The sequence below is a fragment of the Lewinella sp. W8 genome, from assembly GCF_004375085.3.
Taxonomy (GTDB): domain Bacteria; phylum Bacteroidota; class Bacteroidia; order Chitinophagales; family Saprospiraceae; genus Neolewinella.
In genome coordinates this window covers 176,887-202,898 of the sequence record NZ_SNAQ03000001.1, presented here as the reverse complement: position 1 = coordinate 202,898, position 26,012 = coordinate 176,887, and the positions used below count along the sequence as shown (strand labels likewise).

Here is a 26,012-nt window from a genome sequence, read left to right as displayed (position 1 = left end):
CTACGCTCGGCACGGTACTATTCAGCATGAACCTATTCCGCAGAATCGTCCGTATTCCGTAACAGCACCACCCTGCGCTCGGCCGAATCGGCACGCATCCGCAGAATGAGCGAATCGATGGTCAGCCGGTCGATGGCCACGATCCGTTCGGGCAGGTCGGGATGAGTGGTATCGGTGGCGAACAAAAATCCGTGATCATACCGCCACCGTCCCGCCTCGGCGTACCGGAGCGTAGAACGGAAGGCGTACCGATTGTCCTCCTGGAAGGTGAAACCGATTTCTGCGGGATTAAGTCGCAGGCTGTCTCCATTTTCGGTTACGGATACTGCCTGCCAGTCACCCACGAGTAACTTATCCTCCCGGGCACAATGCCACAGCATTCCCGCCAGCAGCAGGCAACCAAAAACTCTTACCATTATTCTGATCATCCCATGACGCTGGACAGGGCCAGGAATACGATCGCACCGGCGATGAAGCCCGCAAAGGCCAGCCAGGCAATCTTTTTGAAGTACCAAATGAAGTCAATTCTTTCCATGCCCATGGCGGCCACGCCGGCAGCAGAGCCGATGATGAGCATACTACCTCCCGTACCGGCAGAATAGGCGATGAAGTGCCAAAGCTTGCTGTCAACCGGGAAGACGGCCATGTCGTACATACCCATGGAAGCGGCCACGAGCGGGACGTTGTCAATGATGGCCGAAAGGAAGCCAAGGATAATGATGACCACATCCTGATTGGGTACTACTTCCTGCAGGCTTTCGGCCACCGCACGCAGGGCGCCAACGCCATTGACCACCACGGACTCGAGGGCCGCAACGGCCATCAGAATACCGAGGAAGAACAGGATGGAAGACATCTCGATCCGGCTCAGGGCCTTATGCGCGGAGTAGGCAGCCTTACGTTCTTCGGTAAAGTCTTCCTCCGGATGGATGTACTCGGAAACCAACCAGACCACCCCGAGGCTGAGCATCATGCCCAGGTAGGGAGGAAGGTGGGTGATGGTCTTAAAAATGGGCACAAAGACGATCATTCCCAGACCGAGGAACAACATGGTCTTACTGGAAAGCAGCTGTCGTGCTTCTTTTTCTTCCCCGTCCGTCAATACCGGCAGGGCTAACTCGCCCTTAAAGGGTTTCATCATACTGGCAATCAGGAAGGGCACTACGAAACATACAATGGAGGGAATGACCAGGTTAACGACCAGTCCCTGGGTAGATACCCGCTGCCCAATCCAGAGCATGGTGGTGGTGACGTCGCCGATGGGCGACCAGGCGCCGCCAGCGTTTGCGGCAATGACGATGAGCGCAATGTACCAGATGCGCTGTTCGCGATCGGGTACCAGTTTACGCAGCAGAGTAACCAGTACGATCGTAGCCGTCAGGTTGTCGATGATGGCGGACAGGATAAATCCGAGGATACCTACGATCCACAGCAGGCGGGTCTTGGAGCGGGTTTTGATCCAGCTCTTGAGAATATCGAAGCCCCGGTGCAGGTCGACAATTTCCACGATGGTCATGGCACCGATCAGGAAAATCAGGATTTCTGCGGTTTTCCCCAGGTGATGCAGCAGCGTATTGATGAATCCTTCTTCTGCGCCGCCGTGCCCACCGTGATCGGCGGCATGATCCGCCGCGTGTTCCGCGGCACTGTACACGACGCCGTGGGTGTCGATAACTTCGAGGGAGCCGGTATTGAAACCAATACTGAGCAGGGCCCAACAGATGGAGCCCATCAGCAGGGCGGGAACCGTTTTATCGAGGCGAAGGGGGTGTTCAAAAACGATTACGACGTAACCGATGATGAAGCAGGCAATGACGGCTGAAAGCATATAGATAGAGGTAAAGTAGGGGCGGTAAATTAAGGCTCGGTCCGCAAAACAAGAAATGAAAGCAGAAAAGGAGGCCCGCAAAGGGGTATAAAATCAATAATGCCCGTCTTTTATGCTGGTGACTCACCGGAGTGCACTAAAGGATAATCGACAAATCCCACCGCTTTCCCGACTAGTCGTCGCAACTATCTCCAAAAAAATTCCGTTTTTGTGGTATGGATTCCCATCACAACAAGGGCCCCCAATCAGCAGAGTATCTCCTTTACCTCATCGGAGGGGTATTGTTGTTGGTCATTGTTTTTCGCGTTCACCCTCCACTGGGGTTCGCCCTGTTTGCCCTGGCTGCTGGTGGCATCGTTTCCCTCATCATTTACCGGCTCTTTCGACGGGCCAGGCACTCCGCCCCGCGCATCTCTGAATTTCAGCAACGGGTAGAGACCCGCCTCCGGGAGTGCCGGGAGCAGGAAGATCGTTTTCGGGAAGAGGCCAAATCCATCATGACCAGTGTCCGCACCCTGCGGGATGACCTCAGTCGTAGTAATGCCGCCACCGCGGAGGAAAAAGGACGGGCGGAAGAAGTTATTCGGGAGCTGGAGGCCGAATTCAACCTTCGCCACGCCAAGGCTGCCTTCTTCACCGACTGTGCGGTCAAGCTGGAGGAACTGCTCCAACGGCATCGACTACAGGAAAGCATTGCCGCGCGCAAAAAAGAGCTTACGACACTCCGTAGTACCAATTTTGACGACGAAGCCCGGGTAGAAGAACTGCGGTACCACCTGGAGCAGGACCGTATTCAGCTCGACACCATTACGGAACTCAGTCGGACCATGGCCGTCAGTTTTAAGGCCGAACAAGCCGAAGAACTCCGGGTGCGTCTGGACGCCCTGCGCACTACCCTTTAGGCAAAACATCGCCGCCCGTTACCAATACTATCGCCAAAACGAAAAATTTTTGAACCCTGTTTGCACAGTGGTGTTCGGGTCGTATATTTGCACCCGCTAAAGCCGAAACGTCGGTTTTATTAATCATTTATGGCCCGTTCGTCTATCGGCTAGGACGCTAGGTTTTCATCCTGGAAAGAGGGGTTCGATTCCCCTACGGGCTACCATATGATGTTTGACGTCAGATGTTTGATTTTTGATAGGAGACGTTTGATGTGTTTGTATGGTCGTTAGTGCAGAGCGCTTTTACCGTTTAATCGGGTTTGACGCTCCTCCGGCTTGACTCCCCTCTACATCAAATCTCAAACATCAAGTTTCTTCTACCCGGCCCGTTCGTCTATCGGCTAGGACGCTAGGTTTTCATCCTGGAAAGAGGGGTTCGATTCCCCTACGGGCTACCATATGATGTTTGACGTCAGATGTTTGATTTTTGATAGGAGACGTTTGACGTTTGATGTGTTTTGTAAGGCCGTTGGTGCAGAGCGCTTTTACCGTTTAATCGGGTTTGACGCTCCTCCGGCTTGACTCCCCTCTACATCAAACTTCAAATCTCAAACATCAAGTTTCTTCTACCCGGCCCGTTCGTCTATCGGCTAGGACGCTAGGTTTTCATCCTGGAAAGAGGGGTTCGATTCCCCTACGGGCTACCCAACGAACCACTTTCAACTTCGGTTGGAGGTGGTTTCTTTTTTCGGGGTAAACCGGAAAAGTGCTCAATATTCTCACACTGACTGGGAAAAATCCGGGTTATTGGGCAGAAAAATTGGTCAGAAGAAGCTTAATTATTGTATATTTTACACTAAGTAATTACTTTTGATCAACTTTGGTGCTTACCGGCAGTTTTCTTAGGGAGGCTGCCTGGACTACACACCTACTATTGGTGGGCATTCGGTAAGCACTTATCTTTGCGTCCTTTCCGGCGCAAGCGGCTCGAGAACCTAACGAATAATAAGCTCCGAGCGACATAAGTGCTGGAATAACCAAGACGCAACCTCAAAAGACAAACGAGAAAATACCCTCCATTCATGGCAAAAATTGCAATTAACGGCTTCGGCCGGATCGGTCGCATCACGATGCGCAACCTCCTCGAAAAAGGCCTCGACGTAGTAGCCGTTAATGACCTGACGGATAACGCTACCCTGGCGCACCTCTTCAAGTACGACAGTGTTCAGGGTAACTTTGCCGGTGAAGTGAGCGCCGACGATGACTACATCTACATCGACGGAAAGAAGATTTCCGCCCTTTCCCAGCCCGACCCCAGCAAACTTCCCTGGAAGGAACTTGACGTAGACGTCGTGCTGGAATGTACGGGACGTTTCCGCGACCGGGATAAGGCCGAGCTCCACATCCAGGCTGGTTGTAAGAAGGTTTTGATTTCCGCTCCCGCCGGTAAAGGTGACGTGAAGACCGTAGTACTCGGTGTAAACGATGACGTCCTGACCGGTGACGCCAAGGTGATCAGCAACGCCAGCTGTACGACGAACTGTCTGGCCCCCATGGTGAAGGTCCTGGACGATGCCTTCGGATTTGATTCGGGCATCATCACAACCGTGCACGCTTACACGGCTGACCAAAACATTCAGGATGGTCCCCACAAGGACCTCCGCCGCGCCCGGGCCGCTGCCATTAACATCGTTCCCACCACGACCGGTGCCGCCAAGGCCGTCGGGCTGGTGCTTCCTCACCTCAACGGCAAACTGGACGGTGGCGCCATGCGGGTTCCCGTACCCACCGGTTCGTTGACGGACCTCACGGCTACGCTGAAAACGGAGGTTACCGAAGAACAAATCCACGAAGCATTCCGTAAGGCCGCCGAAGGCCCCCTGAAGGGAATCCTTGCCTACGTGGATGCTCCCTACGTAAGTAGTGACATTGTTGGCAGTAAGTACAGCAGCCTCTACGACGCCGGTCAGACCAAATCTTTTGGCAAACTCGTCAAGGTAGTCAGCTGGTACGATAACGAAGCAGGCTACAGCGCCCGCCTCGCCGACCTCTGCGAACGCATCGCAGCACTCTAATCATTACTGAAATTGTGGAAATGGTGGGTTGAAGTAAATTCGATCCACCATTTTCATTCCTAAACTATCCCCATGTCCCTAAAAGATCTCGACGTTTCTGGTAAGAAAGTGCTCGTCCGGGTGGATTTCAATGTTCCCCTGGATGGTGATAAAAAAATCACCGACGACACCCGTATTGCCAAAGCCGCCCCCACCATTAAGTATCTGCTGGAGCACGGAGCGGCGGTGATCTTGATGTCTCACCTGGGGCGTCCCCAAAAGAAAAAGCTGGAGGACGGGAGCATTGATCGCGAGGCCTTCAGCCTGTCTCCCATCGTACCTACCCTGGAAGATTACATCGGTTGTCAGGTCCAGTTTGTCCATGACACCATCGGGGAAGACGCCAAAGCAGCCGTGGCCGTTCTGGAGCCCGGCCAGGTACTTCTCCTGGAGAACACCAGGTTTTACTCCGGAGAAAGCCAGGGAGATCAGGACCTCGCCAAAGGAATGGCGGACCTGGCGGACATGTACGTTAACGATGCCTTTGGTACCGCTCACCGGGAGCACGCTTCGACGGCCACCGTTGCCCGGTTCTTTGATGCACACCACAAAGCATTCGGTTTCCTGATCGAAGCCGAGCTCAATGGTGCAGAGCGGTTGCTCAACAACCCCGTTCACCCGGTGACCGCCATCGTGGGAGGAGCCAAGGTCAGTGACAAAATCCTGCTGCTGGAGAAACTGCTGGACTTTGCCGACAACATCATCATCGGTGGCGCCATGGCCTACACCTTCAGCCTGGCTAAGGGGGGCAAAGTAGGTAACTCCCTCGTGGAGCCCGACAAAACCGACAAGGCACTCGAGCTACTGGAGAAGGCCGCTGCAACCGACACCAAGGTGTACCTTCCGGTAGATACGGTTGTGGGAAAGGAGTTCAATAACGAAACCCCCACCAAGATTGTCCCCGCCGGTTCCATTGAAGACGAGTGGGAAGGGCTGGACATTGGTCCCGACAGTGTAAGCCTCTTCGCCGGGGTGATTGCCGAAAGCAAATCCATTCTCTGGAACGGTCCCATGGGCGTCTTTGAGATGGCTAATTTCGCCAAGGGAACCAACGGTATTGCCGAGGCAGTAGCCCAGGCCACCCAAAACAACGGCGCCTACAGCCTGATTGGCGGAGGAGACTCCGTTTCGGCCATCAATCAAGCTGGATTGGCCGAGCAGGTGAGCTTTGTTTCTACCGGTGGTGGCGCCATGCTCGAACTACTGGAAGGAAAGGAATTGCCCGGCATTGCCGCCATCCGATCCTAAGACCAGTTGACCGAAGAACCAATGATGCGCGTGGTCAGTACCTGACTACGCGCATTTTTTATCTCCCCTACCTAATCCTGTGACATAAATTCCTCCGCAACCCTACGCTTATTCGGGGTGTTCTATTGCCGTTCTCTTTCTACCCTGATTCACCTTACCCCACAAACGAATTTCTCACCGTACCCTGTTCGTCGAATACCGCTTATTACTGATCGACCACCTCGCGATAATTGCCGACTACGTTTCACCCAAGGTCCGGCCCCTCCATCTTTTTTCTCCGTGAAAGCGTTTACCCCCTACCATGGAACTCGAAGTTACCCTCAATAACGATCCGGAAGCTACCGTGCTTCCCGTTAGTGTCCCGGACCTGAAGCAAGCTCAGGCACTGGAGGACCCCTTTGCCGTTCCCTACCAGAGCGTCCTCTGTTTCGACTATGCTTTCCGGCAAATTGAGGTCATGGCAAAGGACAACGGAGCGGGGATCAGGGTCCTGGCCGATGAGTTGTTCCGGCGGGTCGAAGCTGCTCCGGAACTCCGTGCGCCCATTACCGACTACAGCCTGATCGAGAAACACAAAGACACGCTCGAACTGCTATGGATGTTTTTGGTGCCCCCCAGTCGGCACGATTCAGAACTTTTCAAGTTTGGTATTCCCTTCGGTTTTATGCCGCTGTACGTTAGCCCGGCCATGAAAAAGCTCATGGATCAGGAGAACGCTTGCTACTCTTTTGGTAGCAAGATGCAGGAAATAAAGGCCCAGAATCTACTGATGGCCGGCTGCACCATTCTTCACCGTTTCTACGGGGTGGAAGTAAACGTTAAGCCCTCAGCGATGCTGAGTGTCCCGGATCCGGTCACCGGACTGAAGCGCTTTTATAAACCTACGATGGACGAAAGTTTCATCGAAGTGATTGCCAAGGGAGATATTCCTAAGCTGGATCAAAAGCAGATTCACCTACTGCTGAACAACATATCCAACACGGACCTGTGGCTGGAAATGCTTCCTCCGGAAAAATTTGAATTCCACGGTTTTCACGTGGCTAACCTGACCGAAGTCACGGAAGAGGAAGCCCTCGGGCGGCTCAAGCACCGGCTCATCAGCCGGGACGCCATCCTGGATGTGGAGCGCGTCCGGTCGCTGGCCGATCTCGTGCGTATCCATTTTCAGAAGGCCGACCTGCAACTCGGGCTCAGTGCCGTAGACTTCCCCTCAGACCGGGCCGTCGACCATGAATACCGCATCCGTTTCAATTTGCTCAGCGAGCACATCGGCAAACTGACCGACGACCGCTACACCGACAGCATTTACCACCGGGCCTTCCAGAGTCGGGAGGTGGTCATGGTCGAAGACCTGAAGGCGGTATCCAACCCCACCAAACTGGAAAAGCTGCTGCTCAAGCTGGGAATACGAAGCATTTTGGTAGCCCCCCTACTCGATCAGGCAAAGAACGTCATCGGGGTGGCCGAACTCGCCAGCCCGGAACCTTTCGGCGTCAATGCCTTTATGGAAGCCAAGTTCGGAGAAATTCGGGGGCTCTTCCGCACGGCCGTGGAACGCAGCCGCGAGTACATCGACAACCGGATTGAAGCCATCCTCCGGGACCAGTATACCCGACTCCATCCGAGTATTGAGTGGAGGTTTACCGAGGCCGCGTTCAACATCCTGCAACGGCAGGAGGAGGGCCTCCCCATGATGCCCGAAACCATTTCCTTCCAGGAAGTCTACCCGATTTATGGCCAAGCCGATATCGTGGGCAGTTCCAGACTACGGAACACGGCGATCTATCAGGATTTATTTGACAATCTCCGGGCCGGCCGCTTCTTTCTGGTGCGCGCCATGGACCTGGTTTCCTTCCCGCTCATCGGGCAGGTGATCATGCAGATTGACAATGCCCTGGCGACCAGCGTGGATGATTTTGACAACAGCCACGAGATCAGCATTAGCCAGTTCATTATTCATCAACTCACCCCCATCGTTACCCAGCTGGGGGAACATCACGCCGATTTGCGCCAACTGGCCAAAAATTATCGGGATAAGCTCGACCCCGAGCTCGGACTTTTCTACCGGGTACGGAGGGATTATGAAGAAAGCCTCCAGCGTTTGAACCGCCGGCTGAGCGATTTCTTTACCGAACGGGATAACCTCTCCCAGGCCTCCCTCCCCCACTACTTCGAGAAATACCGTACCGACGGGGTGGAGTACGAAATTTATGCCGGTCAGAGCTTGCTGAAAAATCAAACCTTTTCTGACATCCATCTGCGCAACCTTCGCTTATCCCAGCTGATTGATATGTGCGACGCCACCCGCCTGGTCAAGGAGGTCAGTGAAACCCTACCCATGCCACTGCGCACGGCACAGCTCATTTTTGCCTACACTACTCCTCTCGACATCCGGTTCCGCATGGACGAGAAGCGCTTTGACGTCGATGGTGACTATAACGTACGCTACGAAATCCTGAAAAAGCGCATCGACAAGGCCACCATCAACGGCGGCACCGAACGCTTAACGCAGGCCGGTATGATCAGTATCGTCTACCTCCAGGAGGCCGCCCTGGAAGAATACAATGATCACCTACACTACCTGCATCAAGCGGGTTACGTGGAAGGGGAAATAGAAGAACTCGTCCTCGATCCACTCCAGTCCGTCAATGGCCTGCGGGCTCTGCGCTTCCGGGTAAAAACGGATTAGGAATAGTCACGATATCGGTGGTGAGGTCAATATCACCGTGTCCAACCCAAAGACGTTCCTCCAAGCCGGGAAACGTCTAACCTCCCGTCGTTTGCCCCCTTATTTCTTGGGGTTCCCACCTGCTTTGTTACCATTATCACCAATTCCCGTCTTAATGGGTAGCGGGAAGGTAGTCCCCCTTGGCTCGTAACACTAAGCGGCCCCACCAACTCGTTTTGGAAGCACCCCGAAAGAACACGGTAAGCAGTGCAGCTGTATGAATAATGACCGTGCTATCTTTAGGAAGTGCTTACGGATACTGCTGGTCGCTGAATTTTCAAGCCTTATCAATCAAACGTCAATTCTCATTATGCGTCTACTCCCGCTCCTCCTGTTGGTGGCCCTAACGTTCGGCCCGACCACCAGTCCGGTTTTTGGTCAGCTGACGCTGGAGCAGGGAAACATTGAAGCCATCTCCGGTGATTGCCCATACTACTGCCGTCCTGGCGTACGCAATCGGAGCCAGAGCCGTGGGGTGGTGATCCGTCGCGAAACGCAGTTCGGGTTTGATTGGGATACGCAGAATTCCGTTGCCGGTGGTGTTCAGCGCGTAAACCGTCTGGAGCAATTTACCTTCAAATTCAAGATCCCACTCGTCAATAAGGAAAGCTTTAAGGCGCTGCTGGGCTATGAGTGGGATACGGAAAAGTACTTCTTCAATACGCCCTTCAAGAACAACGTTGAATCACCAACACTCTTTCAGTTGCTTAATGAACGCCGGTTGAAGGCCAACAAGTTATCGGCTTACGTCTCTAAGAGCTGGAACGAGAAGTTCTACACCACGGCACGCTTCCGGATGTCCCTGAACGGCGACTACCAGGGCCTGATCAATTTTGACAACATCTACCGCACCTACAGTGCGGCGGCGGCCTTCGGCAAAAAGGTCAGTGAAGACGAAGAATGGGCGGTCGGCTTGACCTTCAGCTCTAACAAGGCCCGCACCATTGCGATCCCCTTTTTCGTGTACAATAAGACCTTCAACGACCGCTGGGGCATCCAGACGGCCCTGCCGGGGCAGGCATTTATCCGCTACAACCGGGGACGTGACCTGAAGAATGCCTTCCTGCTCGGCGCACAATTTGACAGCCGTTATTACGCCATCAATACCGGGAACAGCCGGGAACAAATCCCCGGTCTTGACCAATTCTTCCTACGGAACAATGGCGTACGTCTCCAACTGCAATACGAACACAGTCTGGTGCCCTGGGTCTGGGCCTTCGCTCAGGGGGGATACTACCTGCCCGTAGCCACCCGCTTCAACCGCGCCGACAACATCGACCTCGACCTTGACACGAATCCCGGCGGGCGCCCCTTTTTCCGTTTTGGTATTTTCCTGGCACCGCCCAAGGAGTTAATTCGCTAGGTTGTAGGAGCAAATTTTTTTGGCGACGAGCGCAGGTGCAATGAAATGGAATCCTAGCGCTTAGCCAAGGTGGAAAACTCGTGAGTAGCCAGAGTGCTGATACTGACCGGCAATGCTGAGTGAGAAGTAAGGCCGGCCCTCCTAGCTGTCTTTCCCGGGCCGGAGGCCCGAATTGCTGATCGGAGGTCTCGGCGATCGCGACGGAAGCTGGCCCAAACTTTCAGGAACTGCCCCCCTATGTCGCCCCCCCTCGTACCTCGCATTTCGGCCGACGACCTCCCCAAACTCGTCCGCCGAGGCGTCCCGGCGCAGCCGTGGACTGACTCGCCGGCCGAGTGATCCCGCATTTTCACCCTTCCGCGACGCCTAGGAGCAGCTCGTTTCACTCGACGGCTTCCCCAACTCGTAAATTTTCATCTTCCCGACTTCATTGCCATAGGAAATAGGCTGGCACCTGCACGCCGTTGCATTGTCATACAATCAGCGACCCCGACGAGCTTAACGACCACCGAAGGTAGCTGCGAAGCAAAACTCGGGACCGTTGCCCAAGGCTAGTCGCCTAAACCCGCCGGGCCAAAACCCTAAGCGCTAATGAAAAAGGCCCCCGCCCGACGAATCGGACGGAGGCCTTTCTGATAAACAGCTTATTGATCGTTTTTAGCGCAATACGATCTTTCGGGTAACCATGCCATCATCCAGTCTGATCTGAACGATGTAAGTGCCGCGCGGTAAATCACCGCGATCTACGCGGAAGCGACTCTGATTGACTCCCGTAAGGGTAGCCACGTTACGGCCGTTGATGTCAAAGATGCTGATCTGGCGAATGGGGTGAGCCTCATCGGTGGTCAGCTCAAAGTACTCATTAGCGGGGTTGGGCACCACGGAAAGTCCTACGGACTGAGCGTCTAGCAGGTCTTCGGTGCTGACCAGGTTATCGAGGTCCATGGCGTACCAGGCCCGTGGGTAGAAGTAGGCCATAATGGTATCGATATTTTCCCGGGCCTTCGCCGCATCAAAAGTGTTAGGGTTCGTGGCCAGTTCATTGTCAATGATGTCATCGGCGCTGAGGTCGGCATCGGGAACCTGCATGTTGATGGCCGCAACCGTTCCCCGGAGGATGGTTTCGTTCGTCCAGTTCCAAATGCCGGTGGTCGTACCGGTGGTTCCGGTAGGAGCATTGGGCGGAAGGCGAACAATCGTCCAGAGGTTGTTGACCCCGAGGGGGAAGGTATCCTGCGTATTCGTGGGAATGGGTGAAGTAACCAGCGCCCCTGAGCGCGCTGCGGTGATCTGGTTGAGCACGCTGGAAAGTGGATCAAAGATGGTGGGCAGTGTGGCCTCGTTGGCGGGTTCCAAGACGTCATTGATGCCGGTTTCATTGGCCCGGCGCAACACCAGATTGGAGCCCTGCACGTCAACTACGGGCATGGGGGGAATCGTGGGCACTACTACCGTTCCCGCGTTGAAGGGAGCCAGGGCATCGGTAAAGGAGTGCACGGACGCAACGGGAGCTTCCTGACCGATACCGTTCATCCAGAGCGTGTCACCGAGGGCGCCACCTAAGTTGAAGGTGAAAGCAACGTCAGAGCTGTACCCGGGGTGATTCACCACGTGCTGGGATGCGGGCTGCAAACCTTCGGGGTCGGAAAGAACGGTGGTGTCCACCAAGAGGTTACCCATGGGGTCATAGAACTGAGCGTTCTGCTCAATTTCGGTGACGTTGTCAAGGAAATTGTGCGCCAGGGCAACGTAGCCACCGGAACCAATACCGAGGTAAGTGATCCGTTCGGGATCAATGCCGTAGGGGTTATCTTCCTCAGCCACGGATTTACGCAGGAAGCGCGCCAGGGCGTGAGCATCCTGGGAAGCCCGGTAAACGGCCTGGAGCAGGGAGCCCGTCCGTACGGCCTGATCGGTAGCCGTAGGCTGCCAACCCGCCCGGTAAGTGGCGGCAATGGCTACGTAACCCCGCGTCACGAGACGATTGATGATCTCAATGTTTACGGAGTCCGTTTTGGAACCATAGGCACTCCCGTTGAAATACTGGGGCAAGAAATTACCCGTATGCCAGATAACCACCACCGGACGCTGAGTAACCGTATCACCAACGGGTGCATAGACGTCCATGGTGAGTGGGGTTACGGCCCCCTGCGCGATGATGTTCACGTTTTGGGCGTATTCGACGGTTACCGCCTCTCCGACCTCCGAGAAAATGGGGTCAAGGTAGCGGGTCTGTGCCTGCAATTGGCTGACCAGGGTGGTCAGCAGCACGGCACAAAAAAGGTAATACTTACACATAATTCGAGTTTAAGAGTGAACTTTATTAAGCACGGCAAGCGGCGCTAAAGCCGCTTAAAATCATACGTTGCGGAAAGGTAAACCAGGCGACCGATCCGGGGGCCTCCGTACACCTGGAAGACCTGATTATCCAGCAGGTTAGAGGCACCGAGTTTTACCACCGTATTCAGGTTGGGCAGCTGGAAGTTAATCTGGGCGTCCAACATCCCGTAAGCTTCCACGATACCCGTGAATTGGGGGGAGCCCTCAAACAAGAAACTATCCACCCATTTGTAGTTGATGCTAAAGCCCATGCCATCAATTCCGCCGTTAAAAGCATTCAGGGGAACATCTCGGCCGCTGATGCCAATATTGTACTTGTGCTCGGGCGTATTGAAAGCCGGGATGATGGGATCATCGGTAGCCGTATTCAGTACGTTCCAGCTGTAGTTACCGTTGATGGTAAAATAATCTCCGAAGTAATAGTTTCCACCAATACTAAAGCCCTGGGTGGTCACCCGATCAGTGGCGTTGGCCGCTACGCGGAAGGCCTGTCCACCGGTGATGGTTTGATTCACAAAATTGAGGTCTACCCCAATGTTGAAGCCGATGAAGTTGGTGTAGAAACTATAGTAGTACGTGGCGTCCAGGTAAAAACGTTCTCCGATGGTCGTTCGGTAGCCCGCCTCCAGGGTACGTACCTGTTCGGGTTGAATGGGGGCAACGTCAAAGAAAACGAGATCGTCCGGGTTGCCCGAGTTGGAGAAAGCCTCTACGCTCTCTACCGTATTGAGGCCAGTCACCCCATCGATGTTCCCCAGGAGGATGGCCCGACCTACGTTGTAGAACAGGTACTGGTCATTGAGGGTCGGGTTGCGAATCGCACTGGAGAAGGATACCCTCGCCGTAGTATTTTGGTTGGGAGTAAACACAAGACTAGCCGCAGGGCTGAACAAGGTGTTGAAGTTCTGGTTCCGGTCAACCCGCAGGCTACCGCTGATTTTATAGCGGTTGTTCAGGTGGAGGGTACCTCCACCGTAAGCACCTACTTCCCAGGTATCGATGTTCCGCCCCATGGTGTCCAGAAGGATTGATCCCCGGCTATTTGGCGTGAACAACCGGCCGTTGGCCCCCACCGTAACTTCCAGGCGACTTTCATCGTTGGGCTGCCAGACGTTGTCAAATTTCTTTTCCCCGTGTAAGTGATAGAGCGCACTACGGTCAAAAAACCGCGTTCCTCCCTCGTCACCGTTGGCCACTAAGCTGGTAATGCTATCAAAAGCACGCTGGAAGCGCTCCGTTCCCACTTCGTAGAAATCGTCGGTGAAGGTGCTCGATTGGCGCGCAAAGTCACGCGCCTCGGCGTGGTATTCAACCAAGAGGTCCTGGATATCGTCACGCTGAAAAAATTCATTTCGTTGAGCATCCTGCTCTAAAAGCGTACAGTTTCGGGGAAAGCAGTTGGGATATCCCTCGATGTTATTGAATCGCGGCACGATGTTGCTCTGCCAGAAGGAGGAATAGCGACCGGCCCAGTCACCGTCCGAAGCGTGCAACTCCTGCAGGCGAATCGCGGTGAAGTAAGGATCATAGCTGTTACCCGCATCCTCGTGGGTTACGTAGCCACGAATGAAGAAGTCATCCCGATTACGCAGTTCCAGCCGGTGCTGGAAAAATTGAATATCCCGTAGGCTGAAGCGGTTGTCCCCCTGGAATACGGTAGTCCCCGTGCTGTAGTTACTGGCTACGATAAGCTCCGTGCTTTCCAGCGTTTTTGCGGGGTTGAGGCGGAAATGTAATGCCGCACCGGCTTTGAAGTTTTCACTATCATAATCAACCAGGTCTTCCTCCCGGTAGCCTCCCCGGCGGATGATCCCCAGACCGGGACGCGTACGGAAACCGCTAAAGTTGAAGGCGTTGTTACCTTCGTCGCCGTAAATGTTGACCGCATCGTATCCCCCGGGATTATCACGACCGACTTCGGTATCGAATACCGGGTCAAAATTATCCGCCACCCAGTCGTCGGCCCGAAAACCGGCCAGGTTGATCTTGTAGGCAAACCATTCTTGTCCTTCCTTATTGGTCACGGCATCTGCCCAGCGGAGTCCTCCCTCAAATAGATTACGTTCGGCCACCTTAACCATGGCACTTAGTCCTTGCTGCAGGAAAGGATCCTTGGTTTCCATCGCAATCACTCCGTTAAAAGCGTTGGGGCCGTAAAAGGCCGAGCTGGCACCGACCACCAGGTTCACCCGGTTCACGTCCAGTTCGGAAGCCCCCAGAAAGTTCCCCAGGGAGAAGTTGAGGCCGGGGCTCTGGTTGTCTACCCCATCGATGATCTGCAGGGAGCGCACCGGGTTGGTGGAGTTGAAGCCCCGGGTGTTGACAATTTTGAAGCCGAGGCTCGCGGCGGTCAGGTCAACGTCCTTCAGGCTTCCCAGTCCGTCGTAGAAGTTGGCGGCGGGCGTTTCCTTGATGGCAATGGCGTCCATCGTTTCTACCGTCAGGGCAGCCTGCCGCTGTTTTTCGCTGATGCGACGGCCCTTCACCTCCACGATTTCGGTAGTGATGGCGTCTCCGCCCAGTTTGACGTTGAGGTCCTGATCTGCGCTGCTCACCTCGACTTCCGTAGGGGCGTAGCCGATGTAGGAGAATTGCAGGATGATCGGGAGGCCGCTCACGGTAAGTTCCCAATTTCCGTCCAGGTCCGTCACGGTACCCGTCGTGGTTCCCTTGGCCAGTACACTTGCCCCAATGAGGCCTTCATTGGTCACACCGTCCGAAATAGTGCCCCGCAGGGTCACCTGCGCCGAAACGGCATTGCTCAACACCAGACATAGCAGTAGAGCGAAAAAGGTCGATAGCTTCATATAGTTGTCACAACATGATCGAAAAAGCGTGCCAGAGTGATCTGGCGGGCTGCAATTTAGTGAAAATTCGCTGTAGCGGGATTGTTAGGACAATTATATATGCCTGTTCAAACAATTTAACACTGCACCTGCCTCCGGCCATCATCAGGATTTTCCCGGAGCTATTTGGCTTATTATCATGGTTTTACCCGGACACCCGAGTATTGGTCAGTAGGCCACAAGGGTAGTATCGCCCGCCCAACAACATCTTCACATTGCGATAAGAAAGATAATAAGTAGCGAACTGGATTGTGCAATCGATTGGCCATTTCCCGCAATTATGCCAGTTCCCGGACAAGCTTACGACGGTTTCGGACCAAATCAGGGGCGCATTTCTTCGCGCGGCTCCACGTAATACACAATGTAGATATCCCGCTTCCCGTATCCGTCCTTGCGGTCGCTGGACAAAAAGCCGGTAAAGGTGTCGGGCGCCAGGCGAAAGTGGGTGTCGTCGCCCGCCGAGTTCAGGGGCATGCCCGCGTTTTCCGGCTGGGTAAACCGTCCGTCCCCTCCCAGTACCCGGTAGCTGCGTACAACGTCGAACCCACCGACGCTGTGGGCGGGGTCGTTGGTGCTGAAGTACAGGGTGCGGCCATCGCGGGCCATGAAGGGGCAAATTTCATCGTAGGGTCCGTTGACGTTAGGCCCCAGGTTTTGCGGCGGTCCGAAACTTCCGTCGGGCATGCGCTCGGCCCGGTACAGGTCCAGTCCGCCGTAGCCGCCGGGCCGCCGGCTGGCGAAGTACACGGCATCGGCGGCGCCGAAATACGGCGTCACGTCCCCAAAGGCCGCCGAAATGGGGGCTCTGGCGGCCAGGGTGACCAGCTGGTCCGCCCCCGCTACGCGAAAAGTATCCACCAGGTAACGACCGTCGGTGGCGTCCTGTCCGCGGTAGTAGTAGAGTCGTTGCCCGTCCGCGCTGATGTCCAGCAGTTGCTCGTGGGCGGGCGTGTTGAGCAGATCATTCAGCGAGCTGGGGGCCGCCCAGGCACCCTGTTGTTGTCCGGCGACCATGATGTCGCTGTCGGCCCGGCCGGTGGCCAGGGAGGGGCTGACGAGGCTGAAGTAGAGCCGCCCGTTCCCCGTCGGACTGGGAATCGGGCCATATTCATCGTGTTCGGTATTGACCGCCGGCCCGAGGTTTTCGGCCACCATCTGGTCGGTGACGAAACCCGCGCGGATGCCGTTGTCCACGTTGCGCAGCAACTGGACCACGGTTTGTCGCTCCGGGCCGTTCGCGTTCAGGCTGCGCAGGTAACGTTTGAATTCCGTAGCGGCCCGGGGAAAGCGGTGCTGGGCGTGGTAGACCTTGCCCAGATAAAACCAGACCAGGGGAAAATCATCGGATTCCCGCTCCAGCAATTCCAGCAGGCCGCGTTCGGCGGCCAGCAGATCATTGGCGTGAAACTGGCTTACCGCCAGCAGGAGGCCGGCGTCGGCGTCGGTTTCCACCAGGCGCCGGGCGCTCTGGAGGGTACGAATGGCCCCGGCGTAATCACCGGCGGCAAATTCTCGCTGGGCCCGTTCCAGTTTATCCTTCCGCTGGGCCTGAACTTGCGTCCCGACCAACAACAGCAGTAGGAAAATCACCAGTGGGCGCCAGTACTTATACATCCGAACGGTTTTTGTCAAAGGCTTCGAGGTAGTCCCCTATCCGGCGCAGGAAGCTGCCGCCCAGCGCGCCATCCACCACGCGGTGATCGTAGCTCAGGCTCATGTACATCATCTGCCGTACGGCGATCAGGTCTCCGTACTCCGTTTCCATCACGGCGGGTTTCTTCCGGATGGCCCCTACGGCGAGGATCGCCACCTGGGGTTGGTTGATGATCGGGGTGCCCATGACGTTGCCAAAGGTGCCCACGTTGGTGAGGGTGAAGGTACCGTCCTGAATTTCGTGGGGCTTGAGGCCGTTGGCCCGCGCCCGTCCGGCCAGGTCATTGACCGCCCGGGAGAGGCCAAGCAGATTCAGCTGGTCGGCGTTCTTGATGACCGGAACAATGAGGTTGCCGGAGGGAAGGGCCGCCGCCATCCCGACATTGATGTTCGGCTTCTTGATGATCTTGTCTCCGTCCACGGATACGTTGATCATCGGGAAGTCCTTGATGGCCTTGGCCACCGCTTCGATGAAGATGGGGGTAAACGTAATCTTTTCGCCGTGCTGTTCCTGGAACTTCTTCTTTACACCATTGCGCCAGTTGACGATGTCCGTGACGTCCACTTCGATGAAGCTGGTCACGTGGGGACTGGTGCGCTTGGAGTTGACCATATGCTCCGCAATCAGCTTCCGCATCCGGTCCATCTCGATGATTTCCGTGTTGCCGGTCCAGGTGGCTCCGGTGGGCTGCGGTTGGGGCTTGCTGGTCGGTGCCGTGGTGGCCTGCGCTGCGGTTGCTCCGTTACCGGTGATGAAGCTGTTGTCCCGGCGGCGCAGGTAGGCCTGCATGTCGGATTTATTCACCCGACCGTCTTTGCCCGTTCCGGGAATCTGGTCCAGTTCGGCCTGGGAAATGCCTTCCTTGGCGGCCATCTGGCGCACCAGTGGGCTGTAGAAGCGTCCGTTGCTTTCCTTACTGATGGCGCCCGCCGTGGCGGTGGCGGGCTTGGCCGGAGCGGGGGAGGCTGAGGGTTTGGCCGCAGGCGGGTGCCCGGTGGTGCCCGAAGGAGCCGCGGACGCGGGTTTTTCGGCGGTCTTGGCCGCGGGTTCCGGGCTATCCTTTTTTACGGCGGGGCTGGCCGAGACTTCGGCTCCGGCCTCCGTCTCGATGATGGCAATGACCTCGCCAATGGCTACGGTGGCGTCAACTTCGTGCAGAATCTTGGTAATCGTTCCGGCTACCGGAGCGGGAACTTCACTGTCTACCTTATCGGTAGCGATTTCTAAAACCGTATCGTCTACTTCAACGGTATCACCAACTTGCTTCACCCAGTTGAGGATGGTCGCTTCGATGATACTTTCGCCCATTTTGGGCATGATGAGCTCCACTTGAGCCATAATGCTTGTGCTTTAACTTGGTTACTCGGGGCTGGTTAGGCCTAATTTGGTTGGGTGCCGCAAAATTACGCTTTACGCGGCAGATGGATAAAGGCTCCGTAAATTATTAGGTCACCGGGATGCCATCAAGTACCCGTCGCAGTTCGTTCAGGGCCTGGAGGGCCGTGTAGGTAATGTTCTGTTGCCGATCCTTTCCCGCACGTAGCAAACGGGCCGTGGTTCCCTCGGGCCCCGCAATGGCAATCCAGATCGTCCCCACGGGTTTTTCTTTCGTGCCGCCCCCGGGGCCCGCGATCCCGGAGGTCGCGATGGCGTAATCCGCCCCCAGGCGTGCGCGAGCGCCCGTGGCCATGGCCACCACCGTCGCTTCGCTCACTGCTCCGTGGTCAATGAGGGTTTGTTCCGGCACCCCGAGCAGACTTTGTTTGAGCTGGTTGGAGTAGGCCACTACCCCACCCTGGAAGTAGGCACTACTGCCGGCATTAGCGGTAAAAAATTTGGCAATGGTGCCACCAGTGCAGCTTTCGGCGGTCACGACGGTTTGCTCCCGCTGCCGTAAGCGCTCCCCAACCGAAGCGGCGATGTCCTGCTTACCGTAGCCGAAAATCAGTTCCCCGATGAGGGCTTTCAGCTTATCGTGAAAGTACTGCAGTTCGCGGGCCATGACCTCTTCGTCCGTGCCCCGGGTACTGAGCCGGAGGCGAACGGTTCCGAGATTGGGCAAATAGGCAATTGACATATGCTCGGGCAGCGCAGCTTCCACCGCTTCAATTCTTACCGCAATGGCACTCTCTCCTTCTCCAGCGGTCAGAATGGTCAGCGACCGCAGGCGGGTAGTCCCGGTGTCCAGATTCTTCAACCGGGGCATGACCTCGTCGTCCACCAGGTTCCGCATTTCGTAGGGAACTCCGGGCATGGAGACCACGATTTTCCCTTCCCGCTCAAACCACATTCCGGGGGCAGTGCCGAACTTATTGGTCAGAATGGTCGCCGTTTCGGGCAACATGCACTGCACGCGGTGGCTCTCCTGTGGCTCCCGGCCAAACTTCCGGTATAGCTTGCTGAGGCGTTCCCAGGTTTCCGCGTGAAAGGCCAGCGTGGAACCGAAATAATCCGCCAGTACCTTCTTCGTGATATCGTCCTTCGTGGGGCCGAGCCCCCCGGTGATCAATACGACGGCGGCGGCGGCCAGTGCGCGATCAAGTCCATCGGTAATGGCCTTACGCTCATCCGCTACGGAGAGGTGCTCCACAACGTCGAAGCCCTCGTCACTGAGTGCGGAAGCCATGTAGGTAGCGTTGGTATCCGTAACCTGTCCGATCAGGATTTCGTCGCCAATGGTGAGGATGTAGGCTTTCATGCTGGTTGCTGGTTGCTGGTTGCTGGTTGCTGGTTGCTGGTTGCTGGTTGCTGGTTGCTGGTTGCTGGTTGCTGGTAAACCTGATTGAGGAGGCTAAGGTTTTACAGGATCGCGGCCCCGAAAAGATTTGTTGACCGAACCCTAGTCTTTGGTCTGGCTTTAGCCCTGGCCCTTCGGTTTCCCGACGGCACCCTCAAGGGAACCGTTCGCCTGCGGCAGAACGGCACACCTCGAGGTGCCCGTTACTTTCTCCTTAGGTGCTCGTGTACATCGGACAATACCTCCCACAACCTGATTTCCCTCCGCCTTTACTTCCCCTCGTCTCAACTTTTCCCCCGGCCGCCGCCTTTCCTTTTTCTAAGCCCGTACTATTTCTATGCACCGTAGCGGTTTTGTCAACATTATTGGTCGGCCCAACGCCGGCAAGTCCACGCTCATGAACGCCCTGGTGGGTGAGCGGATGAGCATCATTACCGCCAAGCCCCAAACCACCCGTCACCGGATTTTCGGCATCCTGACGGGGGAAGACTTCCAGGTTGTGTTCTCCGACACCCCGGGCATCATTGAGGATCCCCGCTACAAGATGCAGGAGATGATGAACCGCTACGTCAACTCCACCTTCGAGGATGCGGACCTGATGATTTACCTCATCGACCCTCAGGAAACCTACGGGGAGGACGACCTGCTGGTGGGGAAATTGCGGCACTTCAAAGCACCCCTGTTTTTGGTCTTTAACAAGATCGACACCGTATCCGCCGAACAGCTCGACGAGATGGAGCGACAATTCCAGCAGTGGATCAAACCCGAAAAGGTGCTGCGAATCTCTGCCCTGAACGGCGAGGGGGTGGACGAACTGAGGGCAACCATCATCGATTCTCTGCCGGAAGGGCCAAAGTATTTCCCCGAGGAACAGCTTACGGACCGTACCGAGCGTTTTTTCGTCACCGAGATCATTCGGGAGCAAATTCTTGAGCAATACCATCAGGAAATTCCCTACTCGGTGGAAGTAGACATTGAGAGCTTCAAGGATGTGGAAACCAAAGACGGCGAGCCACTGGCGCGGATCACCGCCCTGATATACGTATCACGGAAAAGCCAGAAACCGATCATCATCGGTAAGGGGGGCAGCGCCATCAAGGCGCTGGGTACGGCCGCTCGTAAGCGTATGGAGGACTTCCTCCAACGAAAAGTCTTTCTGGAGTTGCACGTGAAAATCCGGGAAGACTGGCGCGATGACGAGCAGCAGCTCAAGCGCTTCGGCTACGAACGGTAGTTTTTATTCCCCGGTCCAGCAAAAAGTCAGCATTCCCCCTTCTTCGGTACCATCTTTCCATCCCGCCCGCCGGAAAACACGGATCGCGGAACCGTTATTTTTGGATAGGTAGGCCCTGATCTCCTTCCCTCCCAATTCGGGGAGGAGCACGATTTCACGAAGCAGCTGAAGTCCAATCCCCTTATTTCGGTTAGCCGGATTTACCGCAACGTTACTGATCACATGATACGGATGATCGGCGGTGGCGTATACAATCCCCACTTCGCCTACGACGATCCCGTCCTGCATGACCACCAGCTCCATCCCTTCCTCCCCGGAGAGGACCGACGCCAGCCACTCCTGATCTACCTCCCCCAGGAAGGTCGCCATCTCCTCATCCCGGAACCAGGAGGCGTACCAGGAAAAGTCTTCTTTCGCAAATTTTCTGAAGTGCAGCATCGTGACCACTTTTTTATTCTGCCCAAATAATCAAAGGAAGAGATTCCGTGTTGTAAGGAAAAACCACAACTGCTTGCTCTTGAGAATGATCTCCTGCATCCTGCACCGGCTGAGCCGAGTATTCCGCTTCACTCCACGCTCCGTCGCACGCCACACAAAATTGATGCTCCCGACGCACCTGGCGAAATTCGTGACCATCGCCAAAACCTGCCCTGCGCCAAAACTAGGCACTTCCCCCTTCCTTCACCGGGCACCAGGTCTTTACCTCATCCTCTGCGGGCTGATGGTGCTGCTGATGGGTTGCGAAGGCCCGCGTGACGTTCGGGACTTTTACTTTCCCGTCCGGCCACTCGAAGACGGACGCGTATACGCCTACGAGAACACCGGGACCCTGCCCGGACCGGACATGGAATACACCTACTACCTGGGAGTGGACGTCGATACGGCGCTGTACCTGAGCGTCACCCGCTACGGTCCCGATCTTTCTCCCCAGCAACAGGGCCGGGAAGAAATCACCAATGACGCCGTGGAGCTGCGGGAGCTCACCCTGTTCACGACCGACAGCGCGGGCATTTCCGCGCCCATTCCGACCGAACTAATCCATGACCGGACGTTCCCCTTTTACGTCGACGAGGCCACGTCCGAAGCCTACGGATACCGAATTCGCTTCGTGGCACCGGATCAACCGGAGGTCGTCAACTACGTCACCCTCAACCGATACTTCGCGGGGGATACCACGGTTACGGTAATGGGTGAAAGTTACCCGGCCATCCGCTTCAACCTCGAAGGAGAGGTCAGCCTGCGGGACCCCGAAGAAGGAGACATCAGCCCTACCTTTTCCGGCTACGAAATTTATGCCCGCGGACTAGGCCTGGTGGAATACCGGCGCATCCTTCGACCCGGGGCCAGTCTGGGCGGAAAACTGGTGGAAAGCATTCCGATGCCGGAATTTGCCGAACGGATGAAGGGGATGTAGGTGCTGGTTGCTAGTTGCTGGTTGCTGGTTGCTGGTTGCTGGTTGCTGGTTGCCGGTTGCCGGTTGCCAGAAATTATTTTCTGGATCCTAAATCCTCAAGCCTAAACCCTAATTTCTCCCCCCTGGTCGGAAGTCTGTTCTGCGCAGCCGTAGGCAAGGAGGACGACGTCCGAACAGTGAGCAAGGAAAACTTGATGTCAGGCGCTAATCCAATGTTTGTACGAGGGATATGATCTTGAGTGCTGAATCCACTGTTCGGGCGAAGGCTTGATTTTTGGTCCTACGTCCACCGTTTGGACCAGGGCACTTCCTTCTTCTATCTTCCTTCTCAACTTTCCCCTCCTTAGCCTAAGCCTTTTCCTAAATCCTAAAACCTTACTCCTAAAACCTAACTCCTGAATCCTAACTCTTGAATCCTAACTCTTGAATCCTAACTCGATCATTCTTTGACGTAACGCCCACAATTCATGAAGCGAAAATTCGCTACCTTTGCCCGCAAATAGCCCGACCATGCAATTTACCTTAACCGAAGAACAGTTGGCCGTCCGCGAAGCGGCCCGTGATTTTGCTCAGCGCGTCCTCAAGCCGGGGGTAATTGAGCGTGATTCCAAGATGATTTACCCCACCGATGAGGTACGGCAGATGGCTGAACTCGGCTTCATGGGTATGATGGTGAGCCCCGAATACGGTGGCGGTGGCATGGACAGCCTCAGCTACGTCCTGGCCCTGGAAGAAATCAGTAAGGTAGACAACAGTTGCTCGGTGATCATGTCCGTCAACAACAGCCTCGTTTGCTGGGGAATTGAGCACTACGGCACGGAAGCCCAGAAGCAGAAATACCTGCCTAAACTGGCCTCCGGAGAATGGATCGGAGCCTTCTGCCTGAGTGAACCCGAAGCGGGTTCCGACGCTACGAGCCAGCGGACCACCGCCGTAGACATGGGAGATCACTACCTCCTCAACGGCACCAAGAACTGGATCACCAACGGTGGCACCAGCAAGGTCCACCTGGTGATGGCCCAGACGAACCCCGAAGCCGGTCACCGGGGCATCAACTGCCTGATCGTGGAAACGGACCAGGAGGGCGTGAAAATCGGCGCCAAAGAAGATAAACTCGGTATCCGCAGTTCGGATACGCATACCATCATGTACTCCGACGTGAAGGTGCCCAAGGAAAACCGCATCGGCGACGATGGTTTTGGCTTCAAGTTTGCCATGAAAACCCTCGCCGGGGGCCGTATCGGTATCGCCGCCCAGGCGCTCGGCATTGCGGGCGGAGCCTTTGAGCTTTCCGTAGACTACGCCAAGCAGCGGGAGGCCTTCGGTAAACCCATCGCGCAGCACCAGGCCATCGCCTTCAAGCTGGCCGACATGGCCACCGACATCGAGGCCGCCAAAATGATGGTTTACCGCGCCGCCGCCCTGAAGGATGCCGGAATGGACTACAACCAGGCCGGCGCCATGGCCAAGCTCTACGCCAGCTCCGTGGCGATGAAGCATACCGTGGAGGCCGTCCAGATTCACGGAGGCTACGGTTTCGTCAAGGAGTACCACGTGGAGCGCCTCATGCGCGACGCCAAGATCACCCAGATTTACGAAGGCACCAGTGAGGTGCAGAAGATCGTGATCAGTCGTGACGTGCTGAAGGGAAACCTGTACGTGCCCACCGAAGGGACCGCGGAAATGGCTTAACCACCCACTATCCCGGAACCCGGAAGGCCCTTACCGCAATACTGCGCGGTAAGGGCCTTTTCATTGACGGGCATGCCTCTCCAATCCGGACCACAATGAACGTAGCTTGCCCCGAAGAAGTTAAGGCGACTTTACCGCTGATGAATCCATTCGGTAATGGCTATTTTGGCGGCAGATGAAGCCCCGCAATCCGCACTCTACCCCATCGCCCTGGCTTTGGCCCCTGCTTGCTTTGCTCTGCGTAGCCTATTTCCTCTATTACTACCAGCAGGTACTGGCTCACCCCTATCGGTTCAACGATGACGTTGTGCAGCACTACCTCTGGCTGGTCACCGTTCATTACGACATACCCTGGGCCGATGATTTCCTGGCCCGGAGTTCGGCCATCATTCAGCCCTGGGGCTTCCGGAGCCTGCTGGGCACTCTGGCCATATTCTTTGACCCCGTAGCCATCTCCCGCTACGGCGTACTGCTGATCATCGGGCTCAACGTTGGGTTCGGTACGGCCATCCTGCGCAGATACTATCCGCTGGTCCTCGCCGTGGCGGGTGCCTTCCTGGTGGCGCACATTAGCCTGACCATGACGGTGGGTTTTCTGGCGCGGTCCTTTTGCGTCCCCCTTCTCCTCGGCTTCACCTACTTTTTGCTCCGGGGCGACCGGCCCCGTACCCTGGGCGTTTGCCTGGTCCTCTCGGCACTCTTCTACCCTCCGGCGCTGCTGATCAACGCGGGAGTGGGGGGGCTATGGTGGCTCAGCGAATGGGTACAAACCCGGAAAGTACCGCTCCGGTGGTGGCCAGCCTTCGCAGGGGGCTTGGTCGGCCTATTCATTGCGTGGTTGCAGTCGCGGCAAATTGCCGCCGCGGCGGAGTTCGGAGAGATGTTCTCGGCCAGTGAAATTGCCGCGATGCCGGAATTCCGCAGCGGCGGCCGGGTGGATTTTCGGAGCCTGACGGACCAACCCAGTATCCGGTATTACCGCTATTTCCTGGGGTCCTTTCTTCCGCCGGGGCGTGATTACTACTTCGCCTACCTCGTCATGCTGCTGGCCCTGGGGGTAAGTTGGTGGCAACGCTCCGTTCTCGGCCGACTGGGAGGCTGGTTGGTCACCTTTGGCGTCGTAACGGTGCTGCTTTACGAAATCGCCAAGCAGTTCATCCCCATGTTCTTCCTCCCGGACCGCTACCTCGTCTACCCCTGGCGGCCCTGGGCCGCAATCGGTTTCGTGGTGGCCCTGTCTGGCCCGTATTGGTGGCGTAAAAAAAAATGGATGTCGATTTTGCTGGCGGTCGGTATCCTCGCCTACGGCCACTACTTTAAAAACCCCACCCAGGTCGGACACGTCAAGGGCGATCAGGTCGCGCCGCTGTTCGAGGCCCTGCAGGCCCTACCCGATACGGCCATGATTGCCGGGCCTCCACAGTTGATGAACCACGTACCGATGGTCAGCCACCGCACGGTGCTCATCAGCAATGAATCCGCCCACGCCCTCTACTTCCGGCGATACTATGACTACGTCACACCCCGACTGGCGGATTTAACGGCCGCCTACGCCGCTCCCGGGGATAGCCTCAACCAGGTGCTGGACTTCGTGGACAAATACGAGATTGACTATCTGGTCATTCAGCCCGATGCCCTGCAAAAACGCAACAGCCGCACCTTTGACCCCCACGCCAAAGACTTCACCCGCCGCACCGAGGGCCGGAGCCCCGGGGATTACGCGCTGCTGCAGATTCCGGACTCCATCAAAACCGTGATTCAGGAGAAGTACTGGTTGGTCCGAACCCGCGACTTGACCCAGCAGTAATACTTTGGGGGAGGCAATAGGGCGAAACGCAGGTGCCGGGTAGTTCCCCGGGGCCGTGACCACGGATATTCCCGCACGTCTTAAGGTCAGTCCACAGGGGAAAACTGCACTTTACACTTAGTT

At 56.0% G+C, this 26,012-nt stretch carries 17 protein-coding genes and 3 tRNA genes; 12 read left to right on the top strand and 8 right to left on the bottom strand.

Translation table 11 applies throughout. The features are described from left to right. Positions 1-32: 32 nt before the first annotated feature. Positions 33-416: a hypothetical protein gene (locus E1J53_RS00865; protein WP_134270086.1), complete on the bottom strand. Its 384-nt coding sequence runs from the start codon at positions 414-416 to the stop codon at positions 33-35. Between the two features lie 8 nt (positions 417-424). Then, a complete protein-coding gene (nhaD, locus tag E1J53_RS00860) occupies positions 425-1,828 on the bottom strand; it encodes a sodium:proton antiporter NhaD (RefSeq protein WP_134270085.1) in 1,404 nt (467 codons plus the stop codon). Between the two features lie 215 nt (positions 1,829-2,043). On the opposite strand from nhaD, the gene E1J53_RS00855 reads away from it, so the two are divergent. The 8 genes from E1J53_RS00855 to E1J53_RS00820 all read left to right on the top strand — a co-directional run bounded on the left by E1J53_RS00855 (position 2,044) and on the right by E1J53_RS00820 (position 10,165). Further along, the gene (locus E1J53_RS00855) at positions 2,044-2,730 is read left to right on the top strand and encodes a hypothetical protein (protein ID WP_134270084.1); all 687 of its coding nucleotides are present in this window, start codon (positions 2,044-2,046) and stop codon (positions 2,728-2,730) included. Between the two features lie 131 nt (positions 2,731-2,861). Then, positions 2,862-2,936, top strand: a tRNA-Glu gene (locus E1J53_RS00850). Between the two features lie 159 nt (positions 2,937-3,095). Further along, positions 3,096-3,170: transfer RNA gene (locus E1J53_RS00845), tRNA-Glu, on the top strand. A 174-nt stretch (positions 3,171-3,344) separates the two neighbouring features. Then, positions 3,345-3,416, top strand: a tRNA-Glu gene (locus E1J53_RS00840). A gap of 378 nt (positions 3,417-3,794) precedes the next feature. Beyond that, positions 3,795-4,787: a type I glyceraldehyde-3-phosphate dehydrogenase gene (gene gap / locus E1J53_RS00835; protein ID WP_134270083.1), complete on the top strand. Its 993-nt coding sequence runs from the start codon at positions 3,795-3,797 to the stop codon at positions 4,785-4,787. 72 nt (positions 4,788-4,859) lie between these two features. Next, a complete protein-coding gene (pgk, locus tag E1J53_RS00830; RefSeq protein WP_134270082.1) occupies positions 4,860-6,074 on the top strand; it encodes a phosphoglycerate kinase in 1,215 nt (404 codons plus the stop codon). 301 nt (positions 6,075-6,375) lie between these two features. Further along, complete coding sequence (locus E1J53_RS00825; RefSeq protein ID WP_134270081.1) at positions 6,376-8,763, top strand: GAF domain-containing protein; 2,388 nt, start codon at positions 6,376-6,378, stop codon at positions 8,761-8,763. 349 nt (positions 8,764-9,112) lie between these two features. Next, complete coding sequence (locus E1J53_RS00820; RefSeq protein ID WP_134270080.1) at positions 9,113-10,165, top strand: hypothetical protein; 1,053 nt, start codon at positions 9,113-9,115, stop codon at positions 10,163-10,165. A gap of 657 nt (positions 10,166-10,822) precedes the next feature. Here E1J53_RS00820 and E1J53_RS00815 read toward each other — a convergent pair. The 5 genes from E1J53_RS00815 to E1J53_RS00795 form a co-directional block, all read right to left on the bottom strand. Continuing rightward, the gene (locus E1J53_RS00815; protein ID WP_134270079.1) at positions 10,823-12,463 is read right to left on the bottom strand and encodes a T9SS type A sorting domain-containing protein; all 1,641 of its coding nucleotides are present in this window, start codon (positions 12,461-12,463) and stop codon (positions 10,823-10,825) included. A gap of 44 nt (positions 12,464-12,507) precedes the next feature. Then, positions 12,508-15,312, bottom strand: a complete 2,805-nt coding sequence (locus E1J53_RS00810) for a TonB-dependent receptor (protein ID WP_134270078.1) — start codon at positions 15,310-15,312, stop codon at positions 12,508-12,510. 360 nt (positions 15,313-15,672) lie between these two features. Next, complete coding sequence (locus tag E1J53_RS00805) at positions 15,673-16,965, bottom strand: tetratricopeptide repeat protein (protein ID WP_134270077.1); 1,293 nt, start codon at positions 16,963-16,965, stop codon at positions 15,673-15,675. Further along, on the bottom strand, positions 16,958-18,343 hold the full coding sequence (locus E1J53_RS00800) for a dihydrolipoamide acetyltransferase family protein (protein ID WP_134270076.1): 1,386 nt from the start codon (positions 18,341-18,343) through the stop codon (positions 16,958-16,960). Before E1J53_RS00800 ends, E1J53_RS00805 begins: the two co-directional genes overlap by 8 nt. Before the next feature lie 106 nt (positions 18,344-18,449). Further along, on the bottom strand, positions 18,450-19,703 hold the full coding sequence (locus tag E1J53_RS00795; RefSeq protein WP_134270075.1) for a competence/damage-inducible protein A: 1,254 nt from the start codon (positions 19,701-19,703) through the stop codon (positions 18,450-18,452). 376 nt (positions 19,704-20,079) lie between these two features. On the opposite strand from E1J53_RS00795, the gene era reads away from it, so the two are divergent. Then, positions 20,080-20,976 (top strand): GTPase Era, encoded by an 897-nt coding sequence (era, locus tag E1J53_RS00790; protein ID WP_134270074.1) that lies wholly within the window; start codon positions 20,080-20,082, stop codon positions 20,974-20,976. A 3-nt stretch (positions 20,977-20,979) separates the two neighbouring features. On the opposite strand, the gene E1J53_RS00785 is transcribed toward era, so the two are convergent. Beyond that, positions 20,980-21,414, bottom strand: coding sequence for a GNAT family N-acetyltransferase (locus E1J53_RS00785; protein ID WP_134270073.1), 435 nt, complete (start codon positions 21,412-21,414; stop codon positions 20,980-20,982). Between the two features lie 163 nt (positions 21,415-21,577). Here E1J53_RS00785 and E1J53_RS00780 point away from each other — a divergent pair, with 163 nt between their 5' ends. The 3 genes from E1J53_RS00780 (at position 21,578) to E1J53_RS00770 (ending at position 25,889) form a co-directional block, all read left to right on the top strand. Continuing rightward, entirely contained in the window at positions 21,578-22,390 is an 813-nt protein-coding gene (locus E1J53_RS00780) for a hypothetical protein (protein ID WP_134270072.1), read from the top strand. Between the two features lie 510 nt (positions 22,391-22,900). Then, positions 22,901-24,082: an acyl-CoA dehydrogenase gene (locus E1J53_RS00775; RefSeq protein WP_134270071.1), complete on the top strand. Its 1,182-nt coding sequence runs from the start codon at positions 22,901-22,903 to the stop codon at positions 24,080-24,082. A 175-nt stretch (positions 24,083-24,257) separates the two neighbouring features. Next, complete coding sequence (locus tag E1J53_RS00770; protein WP_134270070.1) at positions 24,258-25,889, top strand: hypothetical protein; 1,632 nt, start codon at positions 24,258-24,260, stop codon at positions 25,887-25,889. Positions 25,890-26,012 lie beyond the last annotated feature (123 nt).

Bases quoted from the DNA above. Each gene is read 5' to 3' on its own strand.
- E1J53_RS00865 (WP_134270086.1), bottom strand. From the start codon at position 416: ATGGTAAGAGTTTTTGGTTGCCTGCTGCTGGCGGGAATGCTGTGGCAT.
- nhaD (WP_134270085.1), bottom strand. From the start codon at position 1,828: ATGCTTTCAGCCGTCATTGCCTGCTTCATCATCGGTTACGTCGTAATC.
- E1J53_RS00855 (WP_134270084.1), top strand. From the start codon at position 2,044: ATGGATTCCCATCACAACAAGGGCCCCCAATCAGCAGAGTATCTCCTT.
- gap (WP_134270083.1), top strand. From the start codon at position 3,795: ATGGCAAAAATTGCAATTAACGGCTTCGGCCGGATCGGTCGCATCACG.
- pgk (WP_134270082.1), top strand. From the start codon at position 4,860: ATGTCCCTAAAAGATCTCGACGTTTCTGGTAAGAAAGTGCTCGTCCGG.
- E1J53_RS00825 (WP_134270081.1), top strand. From the start codon at position 6,376: ATGGAACTCGAAGTTACCCTCAATAACGATCCGGAAGCTACCGTGCTT.
- E1J53_RS00820 (WP_134270080.1), top strand. From the start codon at position 9,113: ATGCGTCTACTCCCGCTCCTCCTGTTGGTGGCCCTAACGTTCGGCCCG.
- E1J53_RS00815 (WP_134270079.1), bottom strand. From the start codon at position 12,463: ATGTGTAAGTATTACCTTTTTTGTGCCGTGCTGCTGACCACCCTGGTC.
- E1J53_RS00810 (WP_134270078.1), bottom strand. From the start codon at position 15,312: ATGAAGCTATCGACCTTTTTCGCTCTACTGCTATGTCTGGTGTTGAGC.
- E1J53_RS00805 (WP_134270077.1), bottom strand. From the start codon at position 16,965: ATGTATAAGTACTGGCGCCCACTGGTGATTTTCCTACTGCTGTTGTTG.
- E1J53_RS00800 (WP_134270076.1), bottom strand. From the start codon at position 18,343: ATGGCTCAAGTGGAGCTCATCATGCCCAAAATGGGCGAAAGTATCATC.
- E1J53_RS00795 (WP_134270075.1), bottom strand. From the start codon at position 19,703: ATGAAAGCCTACATCCTCACCATTGGCGACGAAATCCTGATCGGACAG.
- era (WP_134270074.1), top strand. From the start codon at position 20,080: ATGCACCGTAGCGGTTTTGTCAACATTATTGGTCGGCCCAACGCCGGC.
- E1J53_RS00785 (WP_134270073.1), bottom strand. From the start codon at position 21,414: ATGCTGCACTTCAGAAAATTTGCGAAAGAAGACTTTTCCTGGTACGCC.
- E1J53_RS00780 (WP_134270072.1), top strand. From the start codon at position 21,578: ATGCTCCCGACGCACCTGGCGAAATTCGTGACCATCGCCAAAACCTGC.
- E1J53_RS00775 (WP_134270071.1), top strand. From the start codon at position 22,901: ATGCAATTTACCTTAACCGAAGAACAGTTGGCCGTCCGCGAAGCGGCC.
- E1J53_RS00770 (WP_134270070.1), top strand. From the start codon at position 24,258: ATGAAGCCCCGCAATCCGCACTCTACCCCATCGCCCTGGCTTTGGCCC.